Here is a 21,686-nt window from a genome sequence, read left to right as displayed (position 1 = left end):
AAAAGGTGTTACTTTCAGAAAAGTAACACCTAAATATTTTTAAAACAATGAAATCATTATTTTTTGTGGCTTGGTTCAGAGGAAACAGTTAATTTCTTTCTTCCTTTTGCTCTTCTTCTTGCAAGAACTTTTCTTCCATTTACGGAAGCCATACGCTCACGAAAACCGTGTTTGTTCTTTCTTTTTCTCTTTGATGGTTGAAACGTTCTCTTGCTCATCGCCTATATAATTAAATGCTTTGTATTAATTTTGAAATTTGTCCTTTTCAAGGGACAGGTAAAACTGGGCGCAAATATACAAAGAGTTTTTGCTTTAGCAAGGGTTATGAAAAAAAATATTTTTATAAATCCGTACGTCTCAAAACCAAGCTTTTGATTAATTTTGCCCGAACTGAAATTTAGCGCCGTAATCACTATATTTTAATAGGGTTTCAATAAAAACCCAAAACTTTTCTTAACTATCTATTAGATTAAAATAAATTAAATATGTTCAATAAAAATTTAAAATTAATCATTGCAGGACTTATAATTGCCTATGCCATGTACCAATTTATAGAAGGTAATATTGGAAATGGTATATTTCTAATCCTACTTTCCTTAATTTTTATATTTCTTTATTTTAGAAATGAAATTATTCTTTTGGCATTTTTAAGAATGCGTAAGCAAGATCTGACCGGTACTAAAAACTGGTTGGACAAGATTAAAAATCCCGAGGCTGCACTAACCGTTAAACAACAAGGTTATTACAATTACCTGCACGGTATCATTTTTTCACAGACCAATTTGACCCAAGCGGAAAAATACTTTAAGAAAGCCTTAAAGCTTGGTCTAACGATGGATTACGATGTAGCCATGGCAAAACTAAGCTTAGCTGGTATATCTATGCAGAAACGACGTAAAAGAGAAGCAACTACCCTCTTGAACGAGGCTAAGAAATTAGACAAAAACAACATGTTGACCGATCAAATTAAAATGATGCAGCAACAGATGAAAAAAATCTAATTTATCATTTACCTATATGGTAATACCCCTTATTAGGTATTTCAATAGCATACTTCTTACGAGAACTATTGTTTAAATGCGCCTCTCTCAACCATGGGTTATGGCGCTTTAATATTTTGTAGTTTATCTCATATTCTTGAGCAAAATCCGCAAAATCACTTACAGGCTCATCTATTTCTACAGTGAACGTTGGCACAGCTTCATACATATCCTCTTTTTCTATATGAAAACCATATTTTTCAGGATTAGACAGTATTTCTTTTATTGCCATAATTCTAAATACATATCTACCGGTTTCACTACCCAATAACAGATCCCAATAATTATCTACTTGCTGTATGCCCATATATTTGTTAATTGCTCCTGGACCGGCATTATATGCCGCAGCGGTCAAAGCCCAACTTCCATATTTATTTTTCCATCTATTTAAATACTTACACGCAACTTCTGTTGACTTCTCTAAATGGTAGCGCTCATCTACATTTGAATTAACTTCTAGACCATACTCCCTGCCCGTATCTCTCATTATTTGCCAGAAACCGGTAGCACCTGCAGGAGACACCACATTGGTTAAACCACTTTCTGCAACTGCCAAATATTTAAAATCATCTGGAATACCATTTTTTGCCAAAATAGGTTCTATTACCGGAAAATATTTATGAGCCCTTTTTATAAGCAATACTGCATTTGACTGCCAATAGGTATTAACCAAAAACTCCCTATCAATACGTTCTAAAATTTCCGGGTCTTCTTGAGGAACCACCTCTCCTGCAAAATTTAAGTTTTCAGGAATTTCTATGGATGATATTTTATATGATTTAGCTACATTTTTTTGAACACTATCATTAACCACAACATTATCTTCTACAGCCGTATTGTTGGTATTACCCACCGCAAATATCAATGTACCCGCAACAAAAACAACCCCTAACAACATCAATATATTCTTAATAGTTTTCATGAATTTTATATTTTAAATTATTTCTTCCGATTATAAGTCTACCAAAGGTATATATAGAACTATCTTATTCCAAAATAATTGTTGGCAAGTTCTCGTTAAACCATTTTGCCCTATGTATGATCATGGTATGTGTCCCATTCTTAACAGGTATACAATGAGCAATATTGCTCATGGGAAACACCGTGTCTTTCTCCCCATGAATATGAACCAAATTATCACACGGTACTTCTTGCGTCCAATTCACCAATTCATGTATGCACCAATCTATATAACCTTTATCCCTTACGGACAAATATCGTTCGTATAAAGACAACTTTTTTGTCACACTTTCACCAAATGCATATTTGGCAACTAACTCCACATTGTTGACGAGCCCGGTAGGAAGCAATTTATGTATACTGGTATATCTTGCAAATAACATCCTTTTAGGTAATTCAAATCTCGATTTTACACTTGAAACAATGATAACCTTTTTTACTTGGATATATTTGACCATTTCTTGCACCAAAAGACCACCCAAGGAAACACCCAGTAAAACCACATTATCCTCTTTTACCTTTTCGCTCATTTTCTTTGCATAATCAGTAAAGGATATACCCTTTGTAGGAATATCCCACTCCAACAAATGAACTACAAATGTCTCTTTCGGTAAAATTAAATATTCAAAAATTGAAGAACTCGCAGCCATACCAGGCATACAATACAAATGAATTTTATTATCTTCCATAGCCATGAAACGTAGTAAAAACTAGGAAATTAAGTATTTTTTAACTAGTTTTGTAACAGAATGTGAAAAACACTTTCTTTTCATTGTGTTTTAATCTTTATAGCATTTCTAAACGACAAAATTACGATTTGAGAACATCGTAATTTTTTTGTCTAACAACAACACTAAAATTACCTATATGAACGATGTTATCATTAATGACAATTCTTTTCTGCGCCAGTTTGAAACTACGGTAAACGGTCATCTTGCTAGAATAGAATATTCTTCTCAAGAACGAAAAGTCTTTCTTACCAAATTGGTAGTTCCAGAAGAAATTACAGACGAAAGTTTTAGGGAAAACTTCATCAAAGCCGTTCTAAGTATTATTCAAGAAAGAAATCTTAGAGTTGTTCCAACAAGTCCTCATATTGCAGGATTTCTACGTAAAAATAGAAGACAATACAAAGAGATGCTACCAATAGGTATACGCATCTAACAAAATTTAAAAGCCTTTCTTCGGAAAGGCTTTTTTTTTACGCTTCAACTTCTTCTTTTACAAAATTGAACCTAACCAAACCATCATTGTCTATTTCTGTTAGCTTCACTTTATGCAAGGTATTAACCAACGCCGGATTCCAGGGTGATTTCACCTTAACATAATTCTCCGTGAACCCATGAATATAACCTTCTTTATTCTCGCCTTCAAACAAAACAGTAAGATCATTGCCTAATTGACTTTCATAAAAAGCCCTTCTTTTTTTTACAGACAAACCTCTTAACATTTTGCTTCGCTTATTACGCACTTTATTAGGCACTACCCCATTCATTGTGGCAGCTGGCGTATTATCTCTTTCTGAATAGGTAAAAACATGTAAATATGAAATATCCAAATCATTTAAGAAATGATAGGTCTCTAAAAAATGTTCTTCGGTCTCTCCCGGAAAACCTACAATAACATCAACACCAATACAGCAATTTGGAATTGCCTCCCTAATTTTTGCAACGCGCTCCTTATAAAGATTGGTCATATACCTACGCTTCATCAATTTCAAAAGATCATCGCTACCGCTTTGTAATGGTATATGAAAATGAGGTACAAAAGTTTTACTTTGAGCAACAAACTCAATGGTTTCGTTTTTCAAAAGATTGGGCTCAATTGAAGAGATTCGTAGCCTATGAATACCATCTACATCATCTAACGCCTTTACCAAATCTAAAAAAGTGTGTTCGTGCTTTTTATTACCGAATTCACCTTTACCGTAATCACCAATATTTACTCCTGTCAATACAATTTCCTTAATACCTTGTTCAGATATATCCGCAGCATTTTTCAGCACATTTTCCAAGGTATCACTTCTAGAAATTCCTCGAGCAAGCGGAATTGTACAATAGGTACATTTATAATCACAACCATCTTGAACCTTTAAAAAAGCTCTGGTTCTGTCACCAATTGCATAGCTACCTACATAAAAGTCGGCGTCGGCAATTTCACAAGAATGCACTTGACCATGGTCATTTTTAGTTAAATCGTTTATATAGTCGGTAATCTTAAATTTTTCAGTAGCACCCAACACAAGATCAACACCATCAACATCTGCCAGCTCTTCAGGCTTTAATTGTGCATAACAGCCAACAGCAGCTACAAAGGCATCTGCATTTATTTTCTGAGCTTTTTTAACAATGGTCTTAAATTTCTTATCTGCATTATCTGTTACAGAACATGTATTTATTACATACATATCTGCTTTTTCAGAAAAATCAACCCTTTCAAATCCTTCATCTGCAAAACTACGGGCAATTGTAGAGGTTTCCGAAAAATTCAACTTACATCCTAAAGTGTAAAATGCCACTTTTTTCTTCATCTAATCTTCTCTTTTGAGAATGCAAAAATACTTAAACTTCAACTAGTTTAAAAAAATACAACTAATTGATATTCAGATTTAAAGACTTAATACTTTCTCCATTTTTTAGTTATCTCGAATACATGGGTAAGAATATCGGCTTCAATTTTATTGAACTCCACCCCTCTTCTAGCCATCATTACCTTAGCAGCATCAAATGCTTTTGCAGGCTGATAAGCTGTAAAACCAGAAGCTCCGCCCCAACTAAAACTAGGAACAAAGTTTCTAGGAAACCCTGGCACATAAATATTGGAATTAACCCCAATTACAGTTCCCGTGTTGAACATGGTATTAATGGCCGTTTTACTATGATCACCCATCATTAAACCGCAAAACTGGAGACCTGTTTGCTCAAAACGCTCTGTAGCGTAATCCCACAAGCGCACTTTTGCGTAATTATTCTTAAGGTTAGAGTTATTGGAATCCGCACCAATATTACACCACTCTCCCAATACCGCATTACCCAAATAGCCTTCATGACCTTTACTGGAATAACCAAAAATAACAGAGTTACTAACCTCACCACAGACTTTACTATAGGGACCAATAGTTGTTGCCCCGTAAAGCTTACCTCCCATTTTTATTATTGCATTGTTACAAAGTGCAAGAGCACCTCTTACAAGGCTTCCTTCCCAAATTTCAGCATTCTTACCTAAGTAAATAGGTCCGTCCGTTGCATTTAGGATACTGAATTCAACTTTTGCCCCTTCTTCAAGAAATATACGCTCAGGATGTATTAATTGATTGGTTTCTGAAATAGGCTGACTCTTTCTTCCTTTTGTAATAAAATCAAAGTCCGTTTGCAAAATGTCCGCATTCTTATCAAAAATATCCCAAGTATTATTGATCTGGACTAAATCATTATTAAATTCTACAATAGAAAATGAAGCCAACTCTTCCGCCCGCTTGACATGACTACTACAATAAGCAATCGTTAAATTTTTGGATTTCAAGACTTGCCCATCTTCCAATACATTTAAGGCATTTACCAAATCTGTAGTAGGCAAAACCGATGCATCTATAAATATATTTTCACTTTCAATATTAACAGGATATTTAATACTTAAATAATCTTCCGTAAGAGAAGAAACAGCCACTTTCAAATAAACCTCCCACCTTTCTCGTAAAGTCAAAATACCAACTCGAATTTCCGATACCGGACGGGTAAAAGTAAATGGTAATAAATGATCTCTACGCGGACCATCAAAAAGAATAAAGTTCATGCTAGATGATTTTTTTCAAAATTAACAATTATCCCTTGAGCATTTTTAAATAATGGATGACTTCCATTATTTAAAAGTTAAAAGAAAAAGAAACGCCCTCGAAAAAAATTCGAAGGCGCTATATTTATAAAAGAAAGAAAAAGATTATTTCTCTTCTTTCGAGAATTTCTTGTACTTGTTCTTGAACTTATCAATACGACCAGCAGTATCCAATAATTTGGCTTTACCAGTGTAAAAAGGGTGAGAAGTTCTTGAGATTTCCAATTTTACCAATGGATACTCAACACCATCAACCTCTAAAGTCTCTTTAGTATCCGCTGTAGATTTTGTTAAAAATACCTCTTCGTTAGACATGTCCTTAAAGGCCACGATTCTATAATTTTCTGGGTGTATATCTTTTTTCATTTTAAAAACTTTAACGCACCCATTCCGACGGGCACTCATTTTAAGGCTGCAAAAATAGTGAAAATCTATAAATGAGCAATTACAAATCGTAAAAAAATCAAAAATAATATTTCATCACATTTGTAACAAAATTGAGGACCACTATACTAATAGATAAAACAACCTATAATCTCTTTATACAATGGAAGAAAATCAACCCAAAACAGGAAAACTTGCACTTATTTTTGGAGGGCTTTCAGGAATTACTGGAATAGTCTTTTCCGTATTACTTTATTTAATGGACATGCAATATGAACAAGGGTTTGCAATTCAAGTAATACAATTTCTTATTCTAGCCACATTTGTTGTTCTTGCTATAATCCAATTTAAAAAATCTAATTCTGGATTACTTAAGGTTATAGAAGCGGTCAAAATCGCTCCTGGAGTAGCTGTTATAAGCTTTATAATAGGTATAATTTGGTTTCTTCTCTTCTCAAATGTGATAGAACCAGACTTCATGGCTAAAAGCGCCGAAATTGCAAAAGTTAAAACATTAGCCGAAAATCCTAAAATGACTCCTGAACAATTTGATCAGGGTATGAAAATACAACAAGATTTCTTTTGGGTATTAATGTGTGTTTTTATGCTTATATCTGCAATTTTCGCTACTATAGTAGGATTAATCACCGGATTAATTCTGAAAAAAGAAGATGCAGCTTATTAATACTAAGTAATTGTAGTATTTTTGGTGAGAATACCAGAAGTCGCGCATGCAATTATCAATAGTAATTCCGTTACTTAACGAAGAAGAATCACTTAAAGAACTTCATGATTGGATTGTATCTGTAATGCAATCCAATCATTTTTCTTACGAAATACTTTTTGTAGATGATGGCAGTACGGATAATTCTTGGAAGATCATTACAGAATTATCACAGCAAAACCCTTCTGTAAAAGGAATTCACTTTTTACGCAATTTTGGAAAATCCCAAGCATTACATGCCGGTTTTAAAGCCGTAAGTGGCGATGTCATCATTACCATGGATGCCGATTTACAAGATAACCCTGAAGAAATTCCCGAGTTATATCATATGATAACCCATGAAGGTTACGAATTGGTATCTGGCTGGAAAAAGAAACGTTACGATTCAATCATTTTTAAAAACACTCCTTCAAAACTATTTAACTGGGCCGCAAGACGCACTTCTGGAGTGCGCCTACATGATTTTAATTGCGGACTTAAAGCCTATGCTAAAGATGTGGTAAAGAATATTGAAGTATCTGGTGAAATGCATAGGTACATACCGGTATTGGCAAAAAATGCAGGCTTTTCAAAAATCGGAGAAAAAGTTGTAAAACACCAAGCACGTAAATACGGTAAAACAAAATTTGGAATGGAACGTTTCATAAATGGATTTCTAGATTTATTGACCATTTGGTTCGTTTCTAGATTTGGTAAAAGACCCATGCACCTTTTTGGAGCATTGGGCGTTTTAATGTTTTTAATTGGGTTTGGATTTGCAATATATTTAGGTATTGACAAGCTATTTATAAATAAATTCAGCAGGTTAATTACAGACCGACCACAATTCTATATTTCCCTTATAGCCATGGTCATTGGAACCCAATTATTCCTGGCCGGTTTTATTGGAGAAATATTAATACGTTCTAAAAAAGAAGAAAAGAGATATATTATTTCCAAAGAATTGAATACGACTCTTTTAGAATAATAAAATTCTCATTAACTTAAATGCACATAAAACTATAAACCTATGGATAACATCCTAGATACCGCAAAAACCTGGCTAACCGACTTTTTTGATCCAGCCGTAAAAAAAGAAATTGAGCACCTAATTGCCAACGACAAGGAAGAATTGAACGACCGTTTCTATAAAAATATGGAATTTGGAACCGGTGGAATGAGAGGCGTTATGGGTGTTGGCACCAACAGAATCAACAAATACACTTTAGGTAAGAGCACGCAAGGTCTTAGCAACTATTTAAACAAAGTATACAAAGGCGAAGAAATCAAAGTAGTCATTGCTTTTGATTGCCGTAATAATAGCGATACGCTGGCAAGAACGGTTGCCGAAGTATTTTCTGCAAATGGTATAAAAGTTTTTCTTTTCTCAGAATTACGTACCACACCAGAACTTTCATTTGCCGTTAGGCATCTAAATTGTCATGCAGGTATTGTTTTGACTGCATCTCACAATCCACCAGAATATAACGGATATAAAGTGTATTGGACCGATGGCGGACAAATTGTTCCACCACAAGATGGGGAAATTATTTCTGAAATAAACTCGCTTGGTTTTGAGGATATTAAATTCACCCCTAATGACAGCCTTATTGAGGTAATAGATAAGGAAGTTGATGAGGCTTTTATTTCTCAATCTGTTGCTGCAGGTAATTTTAACGCTGCAGGGAAAGAAAATTTTAAAATTGTATTCACGTCGTTACACGGTACATCAATTACTGCCATACCAGAAGTTCTGAAAAGAGGTGGGTATGAAAATGTAACCATCATTGATGAACAAGCGAAACCAGACGGAAACTTTCCAACGGTTAAATCTCCTAATCCAGAAGAATCAGAAGCACTTTCAATGGCTGTAAAAAAGGCTGAAGAAATTGGTGCAGACATGGTTGTAGGTACAGATCCTGATAGCGACCGTTTAGGTATTGCCGTACGAAACCTTGACGGTGAAATGGAAATTGTTAACGGAAACCAGGCAATGGTACTTATGACAAAATTTCTTTTGGAGAAGAGAAAGGAAAAAGGATTCAAAGGAAATGAATTTATTGCCACAACTATAGTTTCCACACCAATGATGGAAGCCATGGCAAAAGCGTACGGTGTAGAATTCAAAACTTCTTTGACCGGATTTAAATGGATCGGTAAAATGATCAAGGACTTCCCTGAATCTGACTTTATTGGTGGTGGCGAAGAAAGCTTTGGTTACATGGTAGGTGATTTTGTTCGCGATAAAGATGCGGTTACCTCTACCCTATTGGCTTGCGAAATTGCCAGTCAAGCAAAAGCTAATGGCAGTTCTTTCTATAAAGACCTAATTCAATGTTATGTTGATTATGGTTTCTATAAGGAGCACTTAGTTTCGATTACCAAAAAAGGTATTAGTGGTGCAGAAGAAATTAAGCAAATGCTTAAAGATTTTAAAGAGAACCCAGTAGAATCAGTTGCTGGATCTAAAGTAAAGTGGATTGAAGATTACAATACTTCTACTGCCAAAAATGTACTGACAGGTGAGGAAAAAACTATTGATATTCCGAAATCCAACGTTTTAATCTACGAAACCGAAGATGGCACTAGAATTGCCGCTAGACCAAGTGGAACGGAGCCAAAAGTGAAATTCTACATTAGTACCAATACAAAATTGGAAAAAACCGAAGATTATAAAAAAGTGGCGGCAGAACTTGACAATAAAGTCAAAAGCATTCTTGCTGAGCTTAATTTAGCTTAATGAACTATTTCAAAAAGATTCTTCGCTTTGCGAAGCCTTACAAGATATATGCAATTCTAAACATTATATCTAACATCTTTTACGCACTATTTTCAACATTGGCAATGATATCATTATTTCCAATGTTGAACGTGCTTTTTAACCAAACGGAAAAAATATATACCAAACCAAAATGGAGCGGTATAACCGATCTAAAAGATTACGTAACAGATTCTCTAAACTTTTACATAACAAAACAAAGCCAACAAACAGATTCAGGCGAAGTTCTAATGTACATGGTTGGGCTGATTATTACCATGTTTCTCCTAAAAAATCTTTTCAATTATTTAGCAATGTATTTTATTACGTTTCTACGTAACGGTGTCCTTAAAGATTTACGTAATGAACTATATGATAAAACTGTAGAATTACCTATTTCGTATTATTCTGAAAAACGAAAAGGTGATACTATTGCCCGTATAACTTCAGATGTACTAGAAATTCAACATTCGTTTCTATCTATATTGGAGCTAATCGTTAGAGAGCCCTTAACTATAATTTTTACGATTATAGCAATGCTCACCATTAGTCCGAAACTGACGTTGTTCGTTTTTCTGTTTCTTCCACTTTCAGGATTCTTAATTTCCTTGATCGGTAAATCGTTAAAACGTAAATCGGACAAAGTTCAACAAGAGCAAGGTTACTTCTTATCCATTTTAGAGGAAACTTTGGGGGGACTTAGAGTTATAAAAGCATTTAATGCAGAATCTGTATTCGCCAGAAAATTTCAATCTTCTACGAAAAGATTTTTTAATTTTTCGAACAGTTTGCTAAACAGACAAAACTTGGCTTCCCCAACAAGTGAATTTTTCGGAATTGCAGCCATTGGTGTAATTCTATGGTACGGTGGACAAATGGTTCTTGTTGAAAAAACACTTGAAGCAGAACTTTTTATTACCTACATGGCTTTGTCTTACCAAATTTTAACGCCCGCGAAAGCAATAAGTAAAGCATCTTACGGAGTTAAAAAAGGAAATGCTGCCGCAGAACGTGTTTTAGAAGTCTTAGAAACGGAAAACCCTATTTCCGAAATAGACAACCCTATTCAACAGGACACTTTCACAAAGGCTGTGAAGATTGATAATATTTCCTTTAAATATGAAGATGAATATGTGCTAAAAAACTTCAACCTAACCGTTGAAAAAGGAAAAACAGTAGCCCTTGTGGGGCAATCCGGTAGTGGAAAAAGTACTATCGCGAATCTTGTCACTAGATTTTACGATGTCAATGAAGGCGAAATCAGCATTGACGGAAACAACATAAAAAATCTAAGTAAAAAATCGCTCCGAGGTCTATTGGGTCTGGTTACACAAGACTCTATCCTATTTAATGATACGGTTAAGAACAATATCGGCCTAGGTAAGGAAAATGCCACTGACGAAGAAATTATAGCTGCCGCAAAAATTGCCAATGCACATGATTTTATAATGGATCTCCCAAAAGGTTACGACACTAACATTGGGGACAGCGGCAATAAATTAAGTGGTGGTCAGAAACAACGTTTGTCCATTTCTAGAGCGGTTCTAAAGAATCCTCCAATTATGATATTGGATGAAGCTACCTCTGCCCTAGATACTGAAAGCGAACGTTTGGTGCAAGATGCGCTTGAAAAAATGATGAAGAACAGAACTTCTATCGTCATAGCACATAGGCTGTCAACCATTCAGAATGCTGATACGATCGTAGTATTGCAAAAAGGCGAAATAGTTGAACAAGGTACACATGCTGAACTTTTAGAATTAAACGGCACTTATAAAAAGCTGGTTGAGATGCAATCGTTGGCTTAATCACACTTACGTGTTTTACCTTAAATTAGGTAAAAAAAAGAATTACATTAAACCTTTTATCAACTTCAAGGTCTAATAATAAACAAACCTCAATTTTTGGTGATCGAAGAGGAAACATTAGTTATCGACTTAAAAACAAAGAGCAGACAAGCTCAGGCTTTTGAGGTATTGGTAAATACCTATAAAGAACGCTTGTACTGGCAAATACGTAGTATTGTTTTAAATCATGATGATGCTGATGATGTGCTACAAAACACCTTTATTAAAGTCTATAAAAATATAGACGGATTTAACGGAGATAGCAAACTATTCTCTTGGATGTACCGTATTGCCACCAATGAAGCTTTAAATTTTATAAAACAAAAAGCAAAGTTACAGGGCGTATCGGACACCGACTACCAAGATAGATTGGTTGAAAATTTGGAAGCAGACGTTTATTTTGAAGGAGATGAAATACAACTTCAACTACAAAAAGCGATAGCCACGCTCCCTGAAAAGCAAAAATTGGTGTTCAATATGAAATATTTTCAAGAATTGAAATATGAAGAAATTTCAGAAATTTTAGATACCTCCGTGGGCGGATTAAAAGCATCGTATCACCTAGCAGTAAAAAAAATAGAACAGTATTTAAAAGAAGATTAAACCTTTTATACAATTGATTGTCAAACGTATATCATGAACAAAAAAAATAACATTCCGTTTAAAACTCCCAAAGGCTACTTTAATAGCTTTGAAGAAAGATTGATGGATAAATTGTCTCAACCAGAAAGTACTTTTCCAGAAGAAAGTGCATTCAAGGTGCCCGATAATTATTTTGAAACGTTCAATGACAGGCTACAAAACAAGCTTGAGACAGAGACGAAGGTGATTCCTCTTTTCTCATACAGGAAAATTTTTGCCATAGCAGCATCTATAGCCGCAATTGCCATTATAGCTTTAGGATACAATTGGGACAGTAGCCAAGAACTAAGTTTCAATGATTTGGCAAATACCGATATTGAAGCCTATTTTGAAAATAATGATTTTGAATTATCTCCTTATGAGATAGCTGAAGTACTACCGGTAACCGATACCGAGTTTTCAGATTTTTTAAGCTCTCCTATTGAGAGCGATAACCTTCTAGATTACTTAAATGAAAATGTAAGTGATTTTGACGAATTAAATTTTTACGAAAATGAATAGACTTGTACTTATTATATTTCTGTTTATCACCACGCTTTCTTTTGGACAAAGAAACCAAAATTGGGAAAAAATAAACACGCTTAAAGTTGCCTTTATTACCGAAAAACTCTCATTAAGCAGTAAGGAAGCACAAGATTTCTGGCCCGTTTACAACGAGTACCAAGAGAAAAGAAATGCCTTAAGGAAAAAGAATCACGACCAAATAAGAGGTAAAATAAAGGATGCCGATGCGCTTACCGAAAAAGAGGCGGAAAGTCTTTTAGCACTTCACATTAAAATTGAAGAAGAAGAGGAAGCATTAGACACTAAATTCTTAAAAGATGTCAGTAAGGTAATTACGGCAAAAAAAACACTGTTATTACTACGATCAGAAGAAGAATTCAAACGTCAATTAATGAAGCAGTATCGTCAAAACAAAGGAGGCAGATAACTACTTGAACACTAGTTTTGCTATGCGATTTTTACCTGCTGCATAAGCAACCGAATCGTTTTGAAAGCGCACGGTATAGAAAGATTCATTGGATAATTTTTTCCAACTTTCTCCCATATCAGAAGAGTAAGATATGCCCGTAAAACCTACGGTAACGATTTCTTCACCTTCACTTCCTGGAACAAACTGCACACAACTTTTGTATCCCGGCTGTTTACCATCTGCCAGTAATTTCCAAGTTTTGCCCCCATCTTTGGTGATTGCTTTGTTCGCAGTTGAATTATCTGGCTTGGTGTAATCACCCCCAAAGGCTATTCCTAAATTTTCATCATAAAAATCTATAGAATATATACCGTGTGTTGGTTCTGTATGTTGTATGGGTGTCTGATAAACTTCCCAAGATTTTCCTTTATCCGAAGAAAATAGAACCCTACCAGTTGTCGTCGCCATCCAAACCTTATCTCCAATTGATTTAATATTGGTATTGCTTGCCGCAAAGGCACCCTCACCAATAATTCCTTCTGGCAATTGACTGCAAGGAACTTTAGTCCAGGTATTACCACCATCTTTAGTTACAATAACACTTAAGCAATCACCAACTGTATCCCCTATTGCAATACCGTCCATATCATTTAAAAAAGTCATGGCATCATAAAAAACACCCTCACCTTCCTCTTTATAAACTATTTCCATTCGTCCGTTATCACCTGTTTTATAAAGTAAGGCAGGAGATTCAATTGACAACATGAAAAAATCTGTTGACGTATGGGCCACAGACCTAAAAGCAGGTATTCCCGTATGATATTTTTGAACGTTTGCCCTGATTTTACCAGAGATTAAATCTACTGTACCAAAGGTGCCCTTATTAGCAGCAAAAGCCACATTATCCCCCATAAGCTCAATTGCCCTGATACTTATAGAATCTGAATAAATAGTCTCAATTTTAACTGAATTAAAAGGCTCATGATCCACACTTTCTGAACATGAAACCATTAAAATTACCAGAAGAATGACATAACGCATGTAAATAGGGTATAAAGTTTATCAAAAATAAATGGAATCGCTTCTAAAACAATACCTTTGCAGCCATAATTTTTTGGAGGACAAAAGCCTATATAATAACATTGAATTCATTAACGGCTTCAAATCTTCTGACTTGTAACAATAACACTTCTAATGAAATTACACAGAAATTTGGTGTTTGCCGTAATAGACGCCTTAAACCTAATATTTAACGAAAACGAATATGCCGACAAGGTTGTTCAAAAAGTACTAAAGTTTGATAAACGCTGGGGTTCTCGTGACCGTGGTTTTATTGCTGAAACAACTTATGAAATGGTTCGTTACAAACGACTTTATACTGAAATAGCGGAAGTTAAAGCACCTTTCAGCAGACCAGACCTATTTCGCATGTGGGCAGTTTGGGCCGTATTAAAAGGTTTAAAGTTGCCAGATTGGAAACAGATAGAACCTACACCAGAAAGAAGGATCAAAGGAAAATTCGATGAACTTTCTCAAATAAGAAAATTTAGAGAGGCTGTTCCAGATTGGATCGACGACCTTGGAGAAAAAGCTCTTGGTGATAAATTATGGACAGAAGAACTTGCTAAACTAAACGAGCCGGCAGAAGTAATTTTACGCACCAATACGCTGAAAACTGACAAAGAGACTTTACGAAAGGCGTTATTAGATGAAAATATAGTAGCAGAACCAATAAGAGGCTACCCTTCTGCGCTAAAATTAGTAGAAAGAGCTAATGTTTTTGTGACCCAAGCTTTTAAGAACGGAATGTTCGAAGTACAAGACGCATCTTCTCAACTGGTATCTGACTTTTTAGATATTGAACCAGGACAACGCGTGGTAGATACTTGTGCGGGTGCAGGTGGAAAATCATTACACTTAGCTGCTTTAATGGAAAACAAAGGGCAGTTAATATCTATGGATATTTACGGAAGTAAATTGAAAGAACTTAAAAGAAGAGCAAGAAGAAACGGTGCGCACAATATTGAAGTACGTGAAATAGATTCTACAAAGGTTTACAAGAAACTTTACGGAAGTGCAGATAGGGTTTTGATCGATGCACCTTGTACAGGATTGGGAGTACTTAGAAGAAACCCAGATTCAAAATGGAAAATGCAACCAGAGTTTTTAGACAAGATTGTTAAAACTCAACACGAAATTATTAGAAACTACAGTAAAATTGTAAAACCCGGTGGTAAAATGGTGTATGCAACTTGCTCTATTTTACCGCAAGAAAACAGTCACCAAGTCCAGTCTTTCTTAAAGTCTGAAGAAGGGAAAGATTTTACTTTGGTAAAGGACAAGAAAATCTATGCCTCTAAAAGTGGCTATGACGGTTTTTACATGGCTTTATTGAAGAAAAGCATATAAATCAATTATTAAAAAGGCTTTCTGTTTAAAAACAGAAAGCCTTTTTTTAAAATAGACATTTGACAACCTATTCCTTTAACGTTGGGTATTCAACTCCTAACTGTTCTAAATATGTATCGTATTTGGTCTCGTCGTAATAGTATTTTTCCAAAGCCGGTCTAAATTGATCTTGCTTGTCTTTATTTAAGTAAATAGGCGGCATATCACTTTCTGATATCATCGGCTGATATTTGGTTTCTTTTTGCTGTTCATTATTAAAATAATCCCATGCGCCTTTCATAAGTTCCGGCTTCAGTAAAAAGTCGATAATGGTCATAGCCTCTACCTTGGCTCCAGCAACCACTCCCTTATGTGCAATTGGCGTAGCCATGGCAATAGCATTACTCCAATGATGCCCCTGCAATCCGGGTATATTTGAAGGATACCTTAAAGTTACCGTTGGTACTTTCCATGAGATATCCCCAATATCATCAGAACCTCCGCTTATTGGATCTACAACCGGCAAACCTAAATCATCCAATTTAGTGGGCAATCCCTCTATTTTTTCAGAGTTCACTTCTGTCTGCACCGCTTTAGCCAATTTTTGGTCAGCGGCAGACCATTGCGGCAGACCAACTTCTTTTATATTATCATACATGGTTTCGGCAATCACCTTATTATAATGCCTTGGCCATGCCGTACCCAAAATTTTAGACGTCATGGTCGTACCTGTCATCAACGCCGCACCCTTGGCCATATCATTAGCCATAGCATACATTTCCATGATTCCTTCATACTTAATATCCCTAAAATAAAACCATATAGAAGCTTTTGATGGTACAACGTTTGGCTGATCTCCCGAATCTGTAAATATAGAGTGAGAACGTTTTAGCGGATGCAAATGCTCTCTCTTATAATTCCAGGCAATGTTCATAAGCTCCGCAGCATCTAAAGCACTTTTCCCTCTCCATGGTGAACCGGCTGAATGTGCTGCTTCCCCATCAAAACTATATTCAACAGAAATTAAACCTGTACCTCTAGTAGGACCGTAAGAAACTCCTAGATTGTTACCCACATGGGTAAAAATGCACATATCAATATTATCAAAAAGACCGTCTCTTACGTACCATGCTTTAGCGGCGACCAATTCCTCTGCAATTCCCGGCCATACCAATAATGTTCCACCAATATTTTCACGCTCCATAATTTTCTTGACAGCCAGGGCAGATGAAATATTCATGGGTATTCCAGAATTGTGACCTTCCCCATGCCCAGGAGCTCCTTCTACTATAGGTTTATGATATGCCACACCAGGATATTGAGACGCTTTTGGTATACAATCTACATCACTGCCTAAAGCAATTACGGGTCCGTCTCCATTGCTCCACGTTGCAAACCAAGCCGTAGGTATACCTGAAATGGAATGCTCAATTTCAAATCCATTCTCAGCGAGTATTCCCGTTAAATATTTAGAAGATTCAACTTCTTGAAACCCGAGCTCAGAAAAACTAAAAATTTTATCGACCATAACTTGCGATAATTTTTTGTTCTCCTCCACTAAGACTGCGGCTTCAGATTTTAACTTTTCAATCTGTTTATTAGATCTTTTCTTTTGCGCATATGTCCCCATTAGGGTCAACAAACAGCACATAAATGTACATAAGGTAGTTTTTTGTTTCATTTTAGTTTGAATTAGTTACTAAAAGGTACACAAATTCATTGGCACAAAATGCACTTGCCTTTATTTTTATCTAATTGAAAACTTATTTACCTTATTTTGAAGAAATAGGAATTTTACCCCAATTGAAATGATGTTATCAGAAAGTAGTGTAAAATTGGCTAAAAAAGGGGTAGTTGTTGATTTTGTGGTACTTCAACCACCTCAACTTTCTCTTTTGTTTGTTTTTGCCCCCATTTGGTCATTGCTTGAACTACAGGCAAAAGTGATTTTCCCAAAGGCGTTAATGTATACTCTACACGAGGAGGAATTTCTCCGTACAGCGTACGATCAAGAATACCAGACCTTTCCAATGATTTTAATTGCTTACTTAGCATTTGTCTATTTATACCCTCAATTTCATTAAAAAGTTTATTAAAACGATTGGTTCCTTTAGAAACATGATAAAGAATAATAGGCTTCCATTTTCCACCTAACATATCCATACAATATTCAAGAGCCTTCGTTTCTATATTTTCTTTTGCCATGCTTTTTACTATAACTTCTACTTAATACAACTCTAAATCAGAATATTCTACATGAGTCTAAAAATCAAACTTAAATATATTTAAAAACGTTAATCTAAATTTTAGACTTAAAAGTAATACTTGAATAGGTGTTTTATTTTGATGGATAAAGATAAAACAATATCTCATTATTTTCATTAACAATCAGTGTTTAAAAGTGTTTTAAATTCCCGTAAATAGTAGCGGGTAAAACCTTAATTTTGTACTTTAAAAATCAATACCAGACACACGAAAATGATTCACTTTTTTGGGGAACCTACGAACAAGGTTTTTGCGGTACAGACCGCTAAGGAGCTTTCATCAGAAGAAACAAATAAATTGATATGGTTGTTTGGCAACCAACCTAAAATAAATGCGGCGTCTCTAGACGCCTTTTTTGTTGGTCCTAGAGCCGCTATGATTACTCCTTGGAGTACCAATGCTACTGAAATTACCCAAAATATGGGTATTAGTGGTATTATCCGCATTGAGGAATTCAATAGTGTAAAGGAAGACTTTACAGCATTTGACCCTATGATTTCTCAAAAATATAAGGTACTTGACCAAGAAATCTTTACTATAAATGTTGAGCCAAAACCTATATTGAACATAGAGGACATTAGCGCCTTTAACCAACAGGAAGGATTGGCTCTTAATGATGAAGAAGTTGCTTACTTAGACAATCTTAGTAAAAAACTAGGTAGAAAATTAACCGATTCTGAAGTATTCGGTTTTAGCCAAGTGAACTCTGAACACTGTAGACACAAAATTTTCAACGGTACTTTCGTTATTGATGGTCAAGAGATGCCTACTTCTTTATTCAAATTAATTAAGAAGACATCACAGGAATTTCCTAACGATATCGTTTCGGCATACAAGGACAACGTGGCATTCGTTAAGGGACCTAAAGTGGTACAATTTGCCCCTAAAAGTGCAGATAAACCCGATTTTTACCAAGAAAAAGAATTCGACTCCGTTATTTCCCTGAAAGCGGAAACACATAACTTCCCTACTACGGTAGAGCCATTTAATGGTGCCGCTACGGGTGCCGGTGGCGAAATTAGGGATAGATTGGCCGGTGGTAAAGGTTCATTGCCATTAGCTGGTACTGCAGTGTACATGACCGCATATAGCCGACTGGAAAAAAATCGTACTTGGGAGCAAGGCATGACAGAAAGAGATTGGCTGTACCAAACCCCAATGGACATATTAATAAAAGCCTCTAACGGTGCATCCGATTTTGGAAATAAATTTGGTCAGCCATTAATTTCCGGTTCGGTGCTCACTTTTGAGTATGATGAAAATTCCACTCCTTTTGATTCATCCGAAGAAAACAACACATCAGCTTCAACAAGTAAACGAAGATTAGGCTTTGATAAAGTAATAATGCAAGCCGGTGGTATTGGTTATGGCAAAGTGGAACAAGCTATTAAAGCTGAGCCTGAAACCGGTAATAAAATTGTAATTCTAGGTGGTGACAACTACCGTATTGGTATGGGCGGTGCTGCAGTATCTAGTGCAGATACGGGAGAATTTAGTTCTGCCATAGAATTGAACGCCGTTCAACGTTCTAACCCAGAAATGCAAAAAAGAGCTGCAAACGCTATTCGTGGCATGGTAGAAAGTGATGAAAATACCATTGTCTCCATTCATGATCACGGAGCTGGTGGCCACCTTAACTGTCTTTCTGAACTTGTTGAGGAAACAGGTGGAAAAATAGATTTGGATAAATTACCAGTGGGCGATCCTACCCTATCTGCCAAAGAAATTATTGGTAACGAATCTCAAGAACGTATGGGTCTTGTCATCTGTAAAAAAGATATCGACCTACTAAAACGTATTGCGGATCGCGAGCGCTCACCAATGTATGAAGTAGGTGATGTAACCGGTGATGACCGTTTTACTTTTGAGTCGAACACCAATGGTGCCAAGCCTATGGATTTGGAATTATCGGATATGTTCGGTAGCTCCCCTAAAACCGTAATGACAGATCATACGGTTGAACGTAATTATGCCAATGCCAATTATTCATTAGAGTTTTTTCATGATTACCTTGACGCCGTTCTCCAACTAGAAGCCGTTGCCAGCAAAGATTGGCTAACGAACAAGGTTGACCGTTGTGTAGGTGGCCGTGTGGCAAAACAGCAATGTGTAGGTCCATTACAATTACCCTTGAACAATTGTGGTGTAATGGCTTTGGATTTTAAAGGCAAAGAAGGAATAGCAACTAGTATTGGCCACTCCCCCATTTCTGCACTGATAGACCCGTCTGCGGGTAGTAAAAATAGTATTGCGGAATCTTTGACCAATCTTATTTGGGCACCTTTAAAAGACGGATTGGCTTCTGTTTCTTTATCTGCCAATTGGATGTGGCCATGTAAAAATGAAGGGGAAGATGCCCGTTTATATAAAGCGGTACAAGCGGTTTCTGATTTCGCTATTGAACTAGGTATTAATGTACCTACCGGAAAGGATTCGCTGTCCATGAAACAAAAATATAAGGATGGTGATGTCATTTCCCCTGGTACCGTTGTCATTTCCGCTGCCGGAAATTGTAATGATATTACCAAAGTAATAGAACCGGTATTACAAAAAGATGCTGGATCTATCTACTACATCAACCTTTCCAAAGATGCTTTTAAATTAGGTGGATCTTCATTCTCACAAACCCGAAATAGTATTGGTAACGAAACGCCTACAATTACAGACTCCGCTTACTTTAAAACTGTATTCAACACGGTTCAATCTTTAATTAAAGATGATAAAATTGTTGCAGGACATGATGTTGCTTCTGGCGGATTGATTACCACCTTACTTGAACTGTGCTTTGCAAATACCAATTTAGGAGCAAACCTTGACCTTACTGCTTTAGGTGAGACCGATACTATAAAAGTATTGTTCTCAGAAAATGCAGGTATTGTGTTACAAGCAAAAGATGATAGCATTGAATCTGTTTTTGAATCGAATGCGATAGATGCTGTTAAACTAGGAACCGTTTCAAATGAAGCCACCCTTACCATTAAAAATAACAGTATGGAAATGGGACTTAACATTGAGACCCTACGCGATACATGGTTTAAAACATCTTATCTATTGGACAATCAGCAAACCGCTAACGGCTTGGCAAAAGATAGATTTGAAAATTATAAAGTACAACCGTTACAATATACTTTTCCGACTTCAACTCCATTAACCCTTCCTAGCCGTGCACTTAACACTGGCGAAAGTAGACCAAAAGCAGCTATTCTGCGTGAAAAGGGAAGTAACTCTGAACGTGAAATGGCAAACGCCATGTATTTAGCTGGCTTTGAAGTTAAAGATGTTCACATGACCGACCTTATCTCTGGTCGTGAAAATCTAGAGGATATTCAGTTCTTAGGAGCCGTTGGCGGTTTCTCTAACTCAGACGTTTTAGGTAGCGCAAAAGGATGGGCAGGCGCCATTAAATACAACGAAAAGGCAAATACGGTTATAAAGAACTTCTTTGCTAGACCTGACACCTTATCCGTTGGAATTTGTAATGGATGTCAATTGTTCATGGAATTGGATCTAATTAATCCGGAGCATGAAACACATGGCAAAATGACGTACAATGATTCTCACAAACATGAGAGCAACTTTACATCAGTAGAAATACAAAAGAACAACTCCGTTATGCTTTCATCATTAGAAGGCAGTAAACTTGGGGTATGGATCTCTCATGGCGAAGGTAAATTCTCTTTACCACTCTCTGAGGACAATTATGATATCGTTGCTAAATACGGTTATGAAGGTTACCCGGCAAACCCTAATGGTAGTGATTTTAACACAGCAATGCTTTGTGACAAAACCGGTAGACACCTTGTAACCATGCCACATATAGAACGTTCTATTTTCCCTTGGAACTGGGCACATTACCCTGCAGACAGAAATGATGAAGTTTCACCCTGGGTCAGTGCTTTTGTAAATGCCAAGGAATGGATCATAAATCAGAAATAATTATACCCTTTTAAAACCA

Annotated in this window: 20 protein-coding genes; 11 read left to right on the top strand and 9 right to left on the bottom strand. The window is 36.0% G+C overall.

What is annotated here, in order from left to right; all coding sequences use genetic code 11:
- Nucleotides 1-56: 56 nt before the first annotated feature.
- Nucleotides 57-218: a 50S ribosomal protein L34 gene (rpmH, locus tag VBZ51_RS09765; RefSeq protein WP_036155072.1), complete on the bottom strand. Its 162-nt coding sequence runs from the start codon at nucleotides 216-218 to the stop codon at nucleotides 57-59.
- Nucleotides 219-485: 267 nt separating this feature from the next.
- On the opposite strand from rpmH, the gene VBZ51_RS09760 reads away from it, so the two are divergent.
- The gene (locus tag VBZ51_RS09760; protein ID WP_416576805.1) at nucleotides 486-1,001 is read left to right on the top strand and encodes a DUF2892 domain-containing protein; all 516 of its coding nucleotides are present in this window, start codon (nucleotides 486-488) and stop codon (nucleotides 999-1,001) included.
- 4 nt (nucleotides 1,002-1,005) lie between these two features.
- Here the strand turns inward: VBZ51_RS09760 and VBZ51_RS09755 are convergent, their stop codons facing one another.
- Nucleotides 1,006-1,962, bottom strand: a complete 957-nt coding sequence (locus tag VBZ51_RS09755) for a lytic transglycosylase domain-containing protein (RefSeq protein ID WP_074674220.1) — start codon at nucleotides 1,960-1,962, stop codon at nucleotides 1,006-1,008.
- 64 nt (nucleotides 1,963-2,026) lie between these two features.
- Nucleotides 2,027-2,689, bottom strand: a complete 663-nt coding sequence (locus VBZ51_RS09750) for an alpha/beta hydrolase (protein ID WP_416576804.1) — start codon at nucleotides 2,687-2,689, stop codon at nucleotides 2,027-2,029.
- A 178-nt stretch (nucleotides 2,690-2,867) separates the two neighbouring features.
- Between VBZ51_RS09750 and VBZ51_RS09745 the strand changes: the two genes are divergently transcribed.
- Nucleotides 2,868-3,164 (top strand): GNAT family N-acetyltransferase, encoded by a 297-nt coding sequence (locus VBZ51_RS09745; protein WP_058103053.1) that lies wholly within the window; start codon nucleotides 2,868-2,870, stop codon nucleotides 3,162-3,164.
- Between the two features lie 37 nt (nucleotides 3,165-3,201).
- On the opposite strand, the gene mtaB is transcribed toward VBZ51_RS09745, so the two are convergent.
- The 3 genes from mtaB to VBZ51_RS09730 form a co-directional block, all read right to left on the bottom strand.
- Nucleotides 3,202-4,530, bottom strand: coding sequence for a tRNA (N(6)-L-threonylcarbamoyladenosine(37)-C(2))-methylthiotransferase MtaB (gene mtaB / locus VBZ51_RS09740; RefSeq protein ID WP_416576803.1), 1,329 nt, complete (start codon nucleotides 4,528-4,530; stop codon nucleotides 3,202-3,204).
- Between the two features lie 86 nt (nucleotides 4,531-4,616).
- A complete protein-coding gene (locus VBZ51_RS09735) occupies nucleotides 4,617-5,792 on the bottom strand; it encodes a GlmU family protein (RefSeq protein WP_416576802.1) in 1,176 nt (391 codons plus the stop codon).
- A gap of 144 nt (nucleotides 5,793-5,936) precedes the next feature.
- Nucleotides 5,937-6,197 carry a type B 50S ribosomal protein L31 gene (locus VBZ51_RS09730; RefSeq protein ID WP_058103056.1) on the bottom strand — a complete coding sequence of 87 codons (261 nt, stop codon included), beginning with the start codon at nucleotides 6,195-6,197 and terminating at the stop codon, nucleotides 5,937-5,939.
- A 181-nt stretch (nucleotides 6,198-6,378) separates the two neighbouring features.
- Here VBZ51_RS09730 and VBZ51_RS09725 point away from each other — a divergent pair, with 181 nt between their 5' ends.
- From VBZ51_RS09725 to VBZ51_RS09695, 7 genes are all read left to right on the top strand, one after another.
- Entirely contained in the window at nucleotides 6,379-6,900 is a 522-nt protein-coding gene (locus tag VBZ51_RS09725; protein WP_074674223.1) for a DUF4199 domain-containing protein, read from the top strand.
- A gap of 46 nt (nucleotides 6,901-6,946) precedes the next feature.
- Nucleotides 6,947-7,906, top strand: coding sequence for a glycosyltransferase family 2 protein (locus tag VBZ51_RS09720; RefSeq protein ID WP_416576801.1), 960 nt, complete (start codon nucleotides 6,947-6,949; stop codon nucleotides 7,904-7,906).
- Nucleotides 7,907-7,948: 42 nt separating this feature from the next.
- Nucleotides 7,949-9,658, top strand: a complete 1,710-nt coding sequence (locus VBZ51_RS09715) for a phospho-sugar mutase (protein ID WP_099193100.1) — start codon at nucleotides 7,949-7,951, stop codon at nucleotides 9,656-9,658.
- The gene (locus VBZ51_RS09710; protein ID WP_348100404.1) at nucleotides 9,658-11,484 is read left to right on the top strand and encodes an ABC transporter ATP-binding protein; all 1,827 of its coding nucleotides are present in this window, start codon (nucleotides 9,658-9,660) and stop codon (nucleotides 11,482-11,484) included. Before VBZ51_RS09715 ends, VBZ51_RS09710 begins: the two co-directional genes overlap by 1 nt.
- Before the next feature lie 99 nt (nucleotides 11,485-11,583).
- Nucleotides 11,584-12,126: an RNA polymerase sigma factor gene (locus VBZ51_RS09705; RefSeq protein ID WP_416576800.1), complete on the top strand. Its 543-nt coding sequence runs from the start codon at nucleotides 11,584-11,586 to the stop codon at nucleotides 12,124-12,126.
- A gap of 33 nt (nucleotides 12,127-12,159) precedes the next feature.
- Nucleotides 12,160-12,666 carry a hypothetical protein gene (locus VBZ51_RS09700; protein ID WP_416576799.1) on the top strand — a complete coding sequence of 169 codons (507 nt, stop codon included), beginning with the start codon at nucleotides 12,160-12,162 and terminating at the stop codon, nucleotides 12,664-12,666.
- Nucleotides 12,659-13,096, top strand: coding sequence for a hypothetical protein (locus tag VBZ51_RS09695; RefSeq protein WP_058103065.1), 438 nt, complete (start codon nucleotides 12,659-12,661; stop codon nucleotides 13,094-13,096). The genes VBZ51_RS09700 and VBZ51_RS09695 overlap by 8 nt, the downstream gene beginning before the upstream one ends.
- On the opposite strand, the gene VBZ51_RS09690 is transcribed toward VBZ51_RS09695, so the two are convergent.
- Nucleotides 13,097-14,119, bottom strand: coding sequence for a WD40/YVTN/BNR-like repeat-containing protein (locus VBZ51_RS09690; RefSeq protein ID WP_416576798.1), 1,023 nt, complete (start codon nucleotides 14,117-14,119; stop codon nucleotides 13,097-13,099).
- 153 nt (nucleotides 14,120-14,272) lie between these two features.
- Between VBZ51_RS09690 and VBZ51_RS09685 the strand changes: the two genes are divergently transcribed.
- Nucleotides 14,273-15,487: an RsmB/NOP family class I SAM-dependent RNA methyltransferase gene (locus tag VBZ51_RS09685; RefSeq protein WP_416576797.1), complete on the top strand. Its 1,215-nt coding sequence runs from the start codon at nucleotides 14,273-14,275 to the stop codon at nucleotides 15,485-15,487.
- Nucleotides 15,488-15,554: 67 nt separating this feature from the next.
- Here the strand turns inward: VBZ51_RS09685 and VBZ51_RS09680 are convergent, their stop codons facing one another.
- Both VBZ51_RS09680 and VBZ51_RS09675 read right to left on the bottom strand, forming a co-directional pair.
- A complete protein-coding gene (locus VBZ51_RS09680) occupies nucleotides 15,555-17,147 on the bottom strand; it encodes an amidohydrolase (RefSeq protein WP_416576796.1) in 1,593 nt (530 codons plus the stop codon).
- 158 nt (nucleotides 17,148-17,305) lie between these two features.
- On the bottom strand, nucleotides 17,306-17,671 hold the full coding sequence (locus tag VBZ51_RS09675) for a winged helix-turn-helix transcriptional regulator (protein ID WP_074674233.1): 366 nt from the start codon (nucleotides 17,669-17,671) through the stop codon (nucleotides 17,306-17,308).
- 273 nt (nucleotides 17,672-17,944) lie between these two features.
- On the opposite strand from VBZ51_RS09675, the gene purL reads away from it, so the two are divergent.
- Complete coding sequence (gene purL, locus VBZ51_RS09670) at nucleotides 17,945-21,667, top strand: phosphoribosylformylglycinamidine synthase (protein WP_416576795.1); 3,723 nt, start codon at nucleotides 17,945-17,947, stop codon at nucleotides 21,665-21,667.
- Nucleotides 21,668-21,686: the final 19 nt, after the last annotated feature.

The sequence above is a fragment of the Maribacter sp. HS genome, from assembly GCF_048059195.1.
GTDB classification, from domain to species: domain Bacteria; phylum Bacteroidota; class Bacteroidia; order Flavobacteriales; family Flavobacteriaceae; genus Maribacter; species Maribacter dokdonensis.
The sequence above is the reverse complement of the archived record's forward strand: the minus strand, read 5'-3'. Positions and strand labels throughout refer to the sequence as shown.

Excerpts from the sequence above, each read along its gene's own strand:
- VBZ51_RS09735 (WP_416576802.1), bottom strand. The coding sequence starts at position 5,792 with ATGAACTTTATTCTTTTTGATGGTCCGCGTAGAGATCATTTATTACCA.
- VBZ51_RS09745 (WP_058103053.1), top strand. The coding sequence starts at position 2,868 with ATGAACGATGTTATCATTAATGACAATTCTTTTCTGCGCCAGTTTGAA.
- VBZ51_RS09750 (WP_416576804.1), bottom strand. The coding sequence starts at position 2,689 with ATGGAAGATAATAAAATTCATTTGTATTGTATGCCTGGTATGGCTGCG.
- VBZ51_RS09695 (WP_058103065.1), top strand. The coding sequence starts at position 12,659 with ATGAATAGACTTGTACTTATTATATTTCTGTTTATCACCACGCTTTCT.
- rpmH (WP_036155072.1), bottom strand. The coding sequence starts at position 218 with ATGAGCAAGAGAACGTTTCAACCATCAAAGAGAAAAAGAAAGAACAAA.
- purL (WP_416576795.1), top strand. The coding sequence starts at position 17,945 with ATGATTCACTTTTTTGGGGAACCTACGAACAAGGTTTTTGCGGTACAG.
- VBZ51_RS09725 (WP_074674223.1), top strand. The coding sequence starts at position 6,379 with ATGGAAGAAAATCAACCCAAAACAGGAAAACTTGCACTTATTTTTGGA.
- VBZ51_RS09685 (WP_416576797.1), top strand. The coding sequence starts at position 14,273 with ATGAAATTACACAGAAATTTGGTGTTTGCCGTAATAGACGCCTTAAAC.
- mtaB (WP_416576803.1), bottom strand. The coding sequence starts at position 4,530 with ATGAAGAAAAAAGTGGCATTTTACACTTTAGGATGTAAGTTGAATTTT.
- VBZ51_RS09690 (WP_416576798.1), bottom strand. The coding sequence starts at position 14,119 with ATGCGTTATGTCATTCTTCTGGTAATTTTAATGGTTTCATGTTCAGAA.
- VBZ51_RS09730 (WP_058103056.1), bottom strand. The coding sequence starts at position 6,197 with ATGAAAAAAGATATACACCCAGAAAATTATAGAATCGTGGCCTTTAAG.
- VBZ51_RS09755 (WP_074674220.1), bottom strand. The coding sequence starts at position 1,962 with ATGAAAACTATTAAGAATATATTGATGTTGTTAGGGGTTGTTTTTGTT.
- VBZ51_RS09710 (WP_348100404.1), top strand. The coding sequence starts at position 9,658 with ATGAACTATTTCAAAAAGATTCTTCGCTTTGCGAAGCCTTACAAGATA.
- VBZ51_RS09760 (WP_416576805.1), top strand. The coding sequence starts at position 486 with ATGTTCAATAAAAATTTAAAATTAATCATTGCAGGACTTATAATTGCC.
- VBZ51_RS09700 (WP_416576799.1), top strand. The coding sequence starts at position 12,160 with ATGAACAAAAAAAATAACATTCCGTTTAAAACTCCCAAAGGCTACTTT.
- VBZ51_RS09675 (WP_074674233.1), bottom strand. The coding sequence starts at position 17,671 with ATGGCAAAAGAAAATATAGAAACGAAGGCTCTTGAATATTGTATGGAT.
- VBZ51_RS09720 (WP_416576801.1), top strand. The coding sequence starts at position 6,947 with ATGCAATTATCAATAGTAATTCCGTTACTTAACGAAGAAGAATCACTT.
- VBZ51_RS09680 (WP_416576796.1), bottom strand. The coding sequence starts at position 17,147 with ATGAAACAAAAAACTACCTTATGTACATTTATGTGCTGTTTGTTGACC.
- VBZ51_RS09715 (WP_099193100.1), top strand. The coding sequence starts at position 7,949 with ATGGATAACATCCTAGATACCGCAAAAACCTGGCTAACCGACTTTTTT.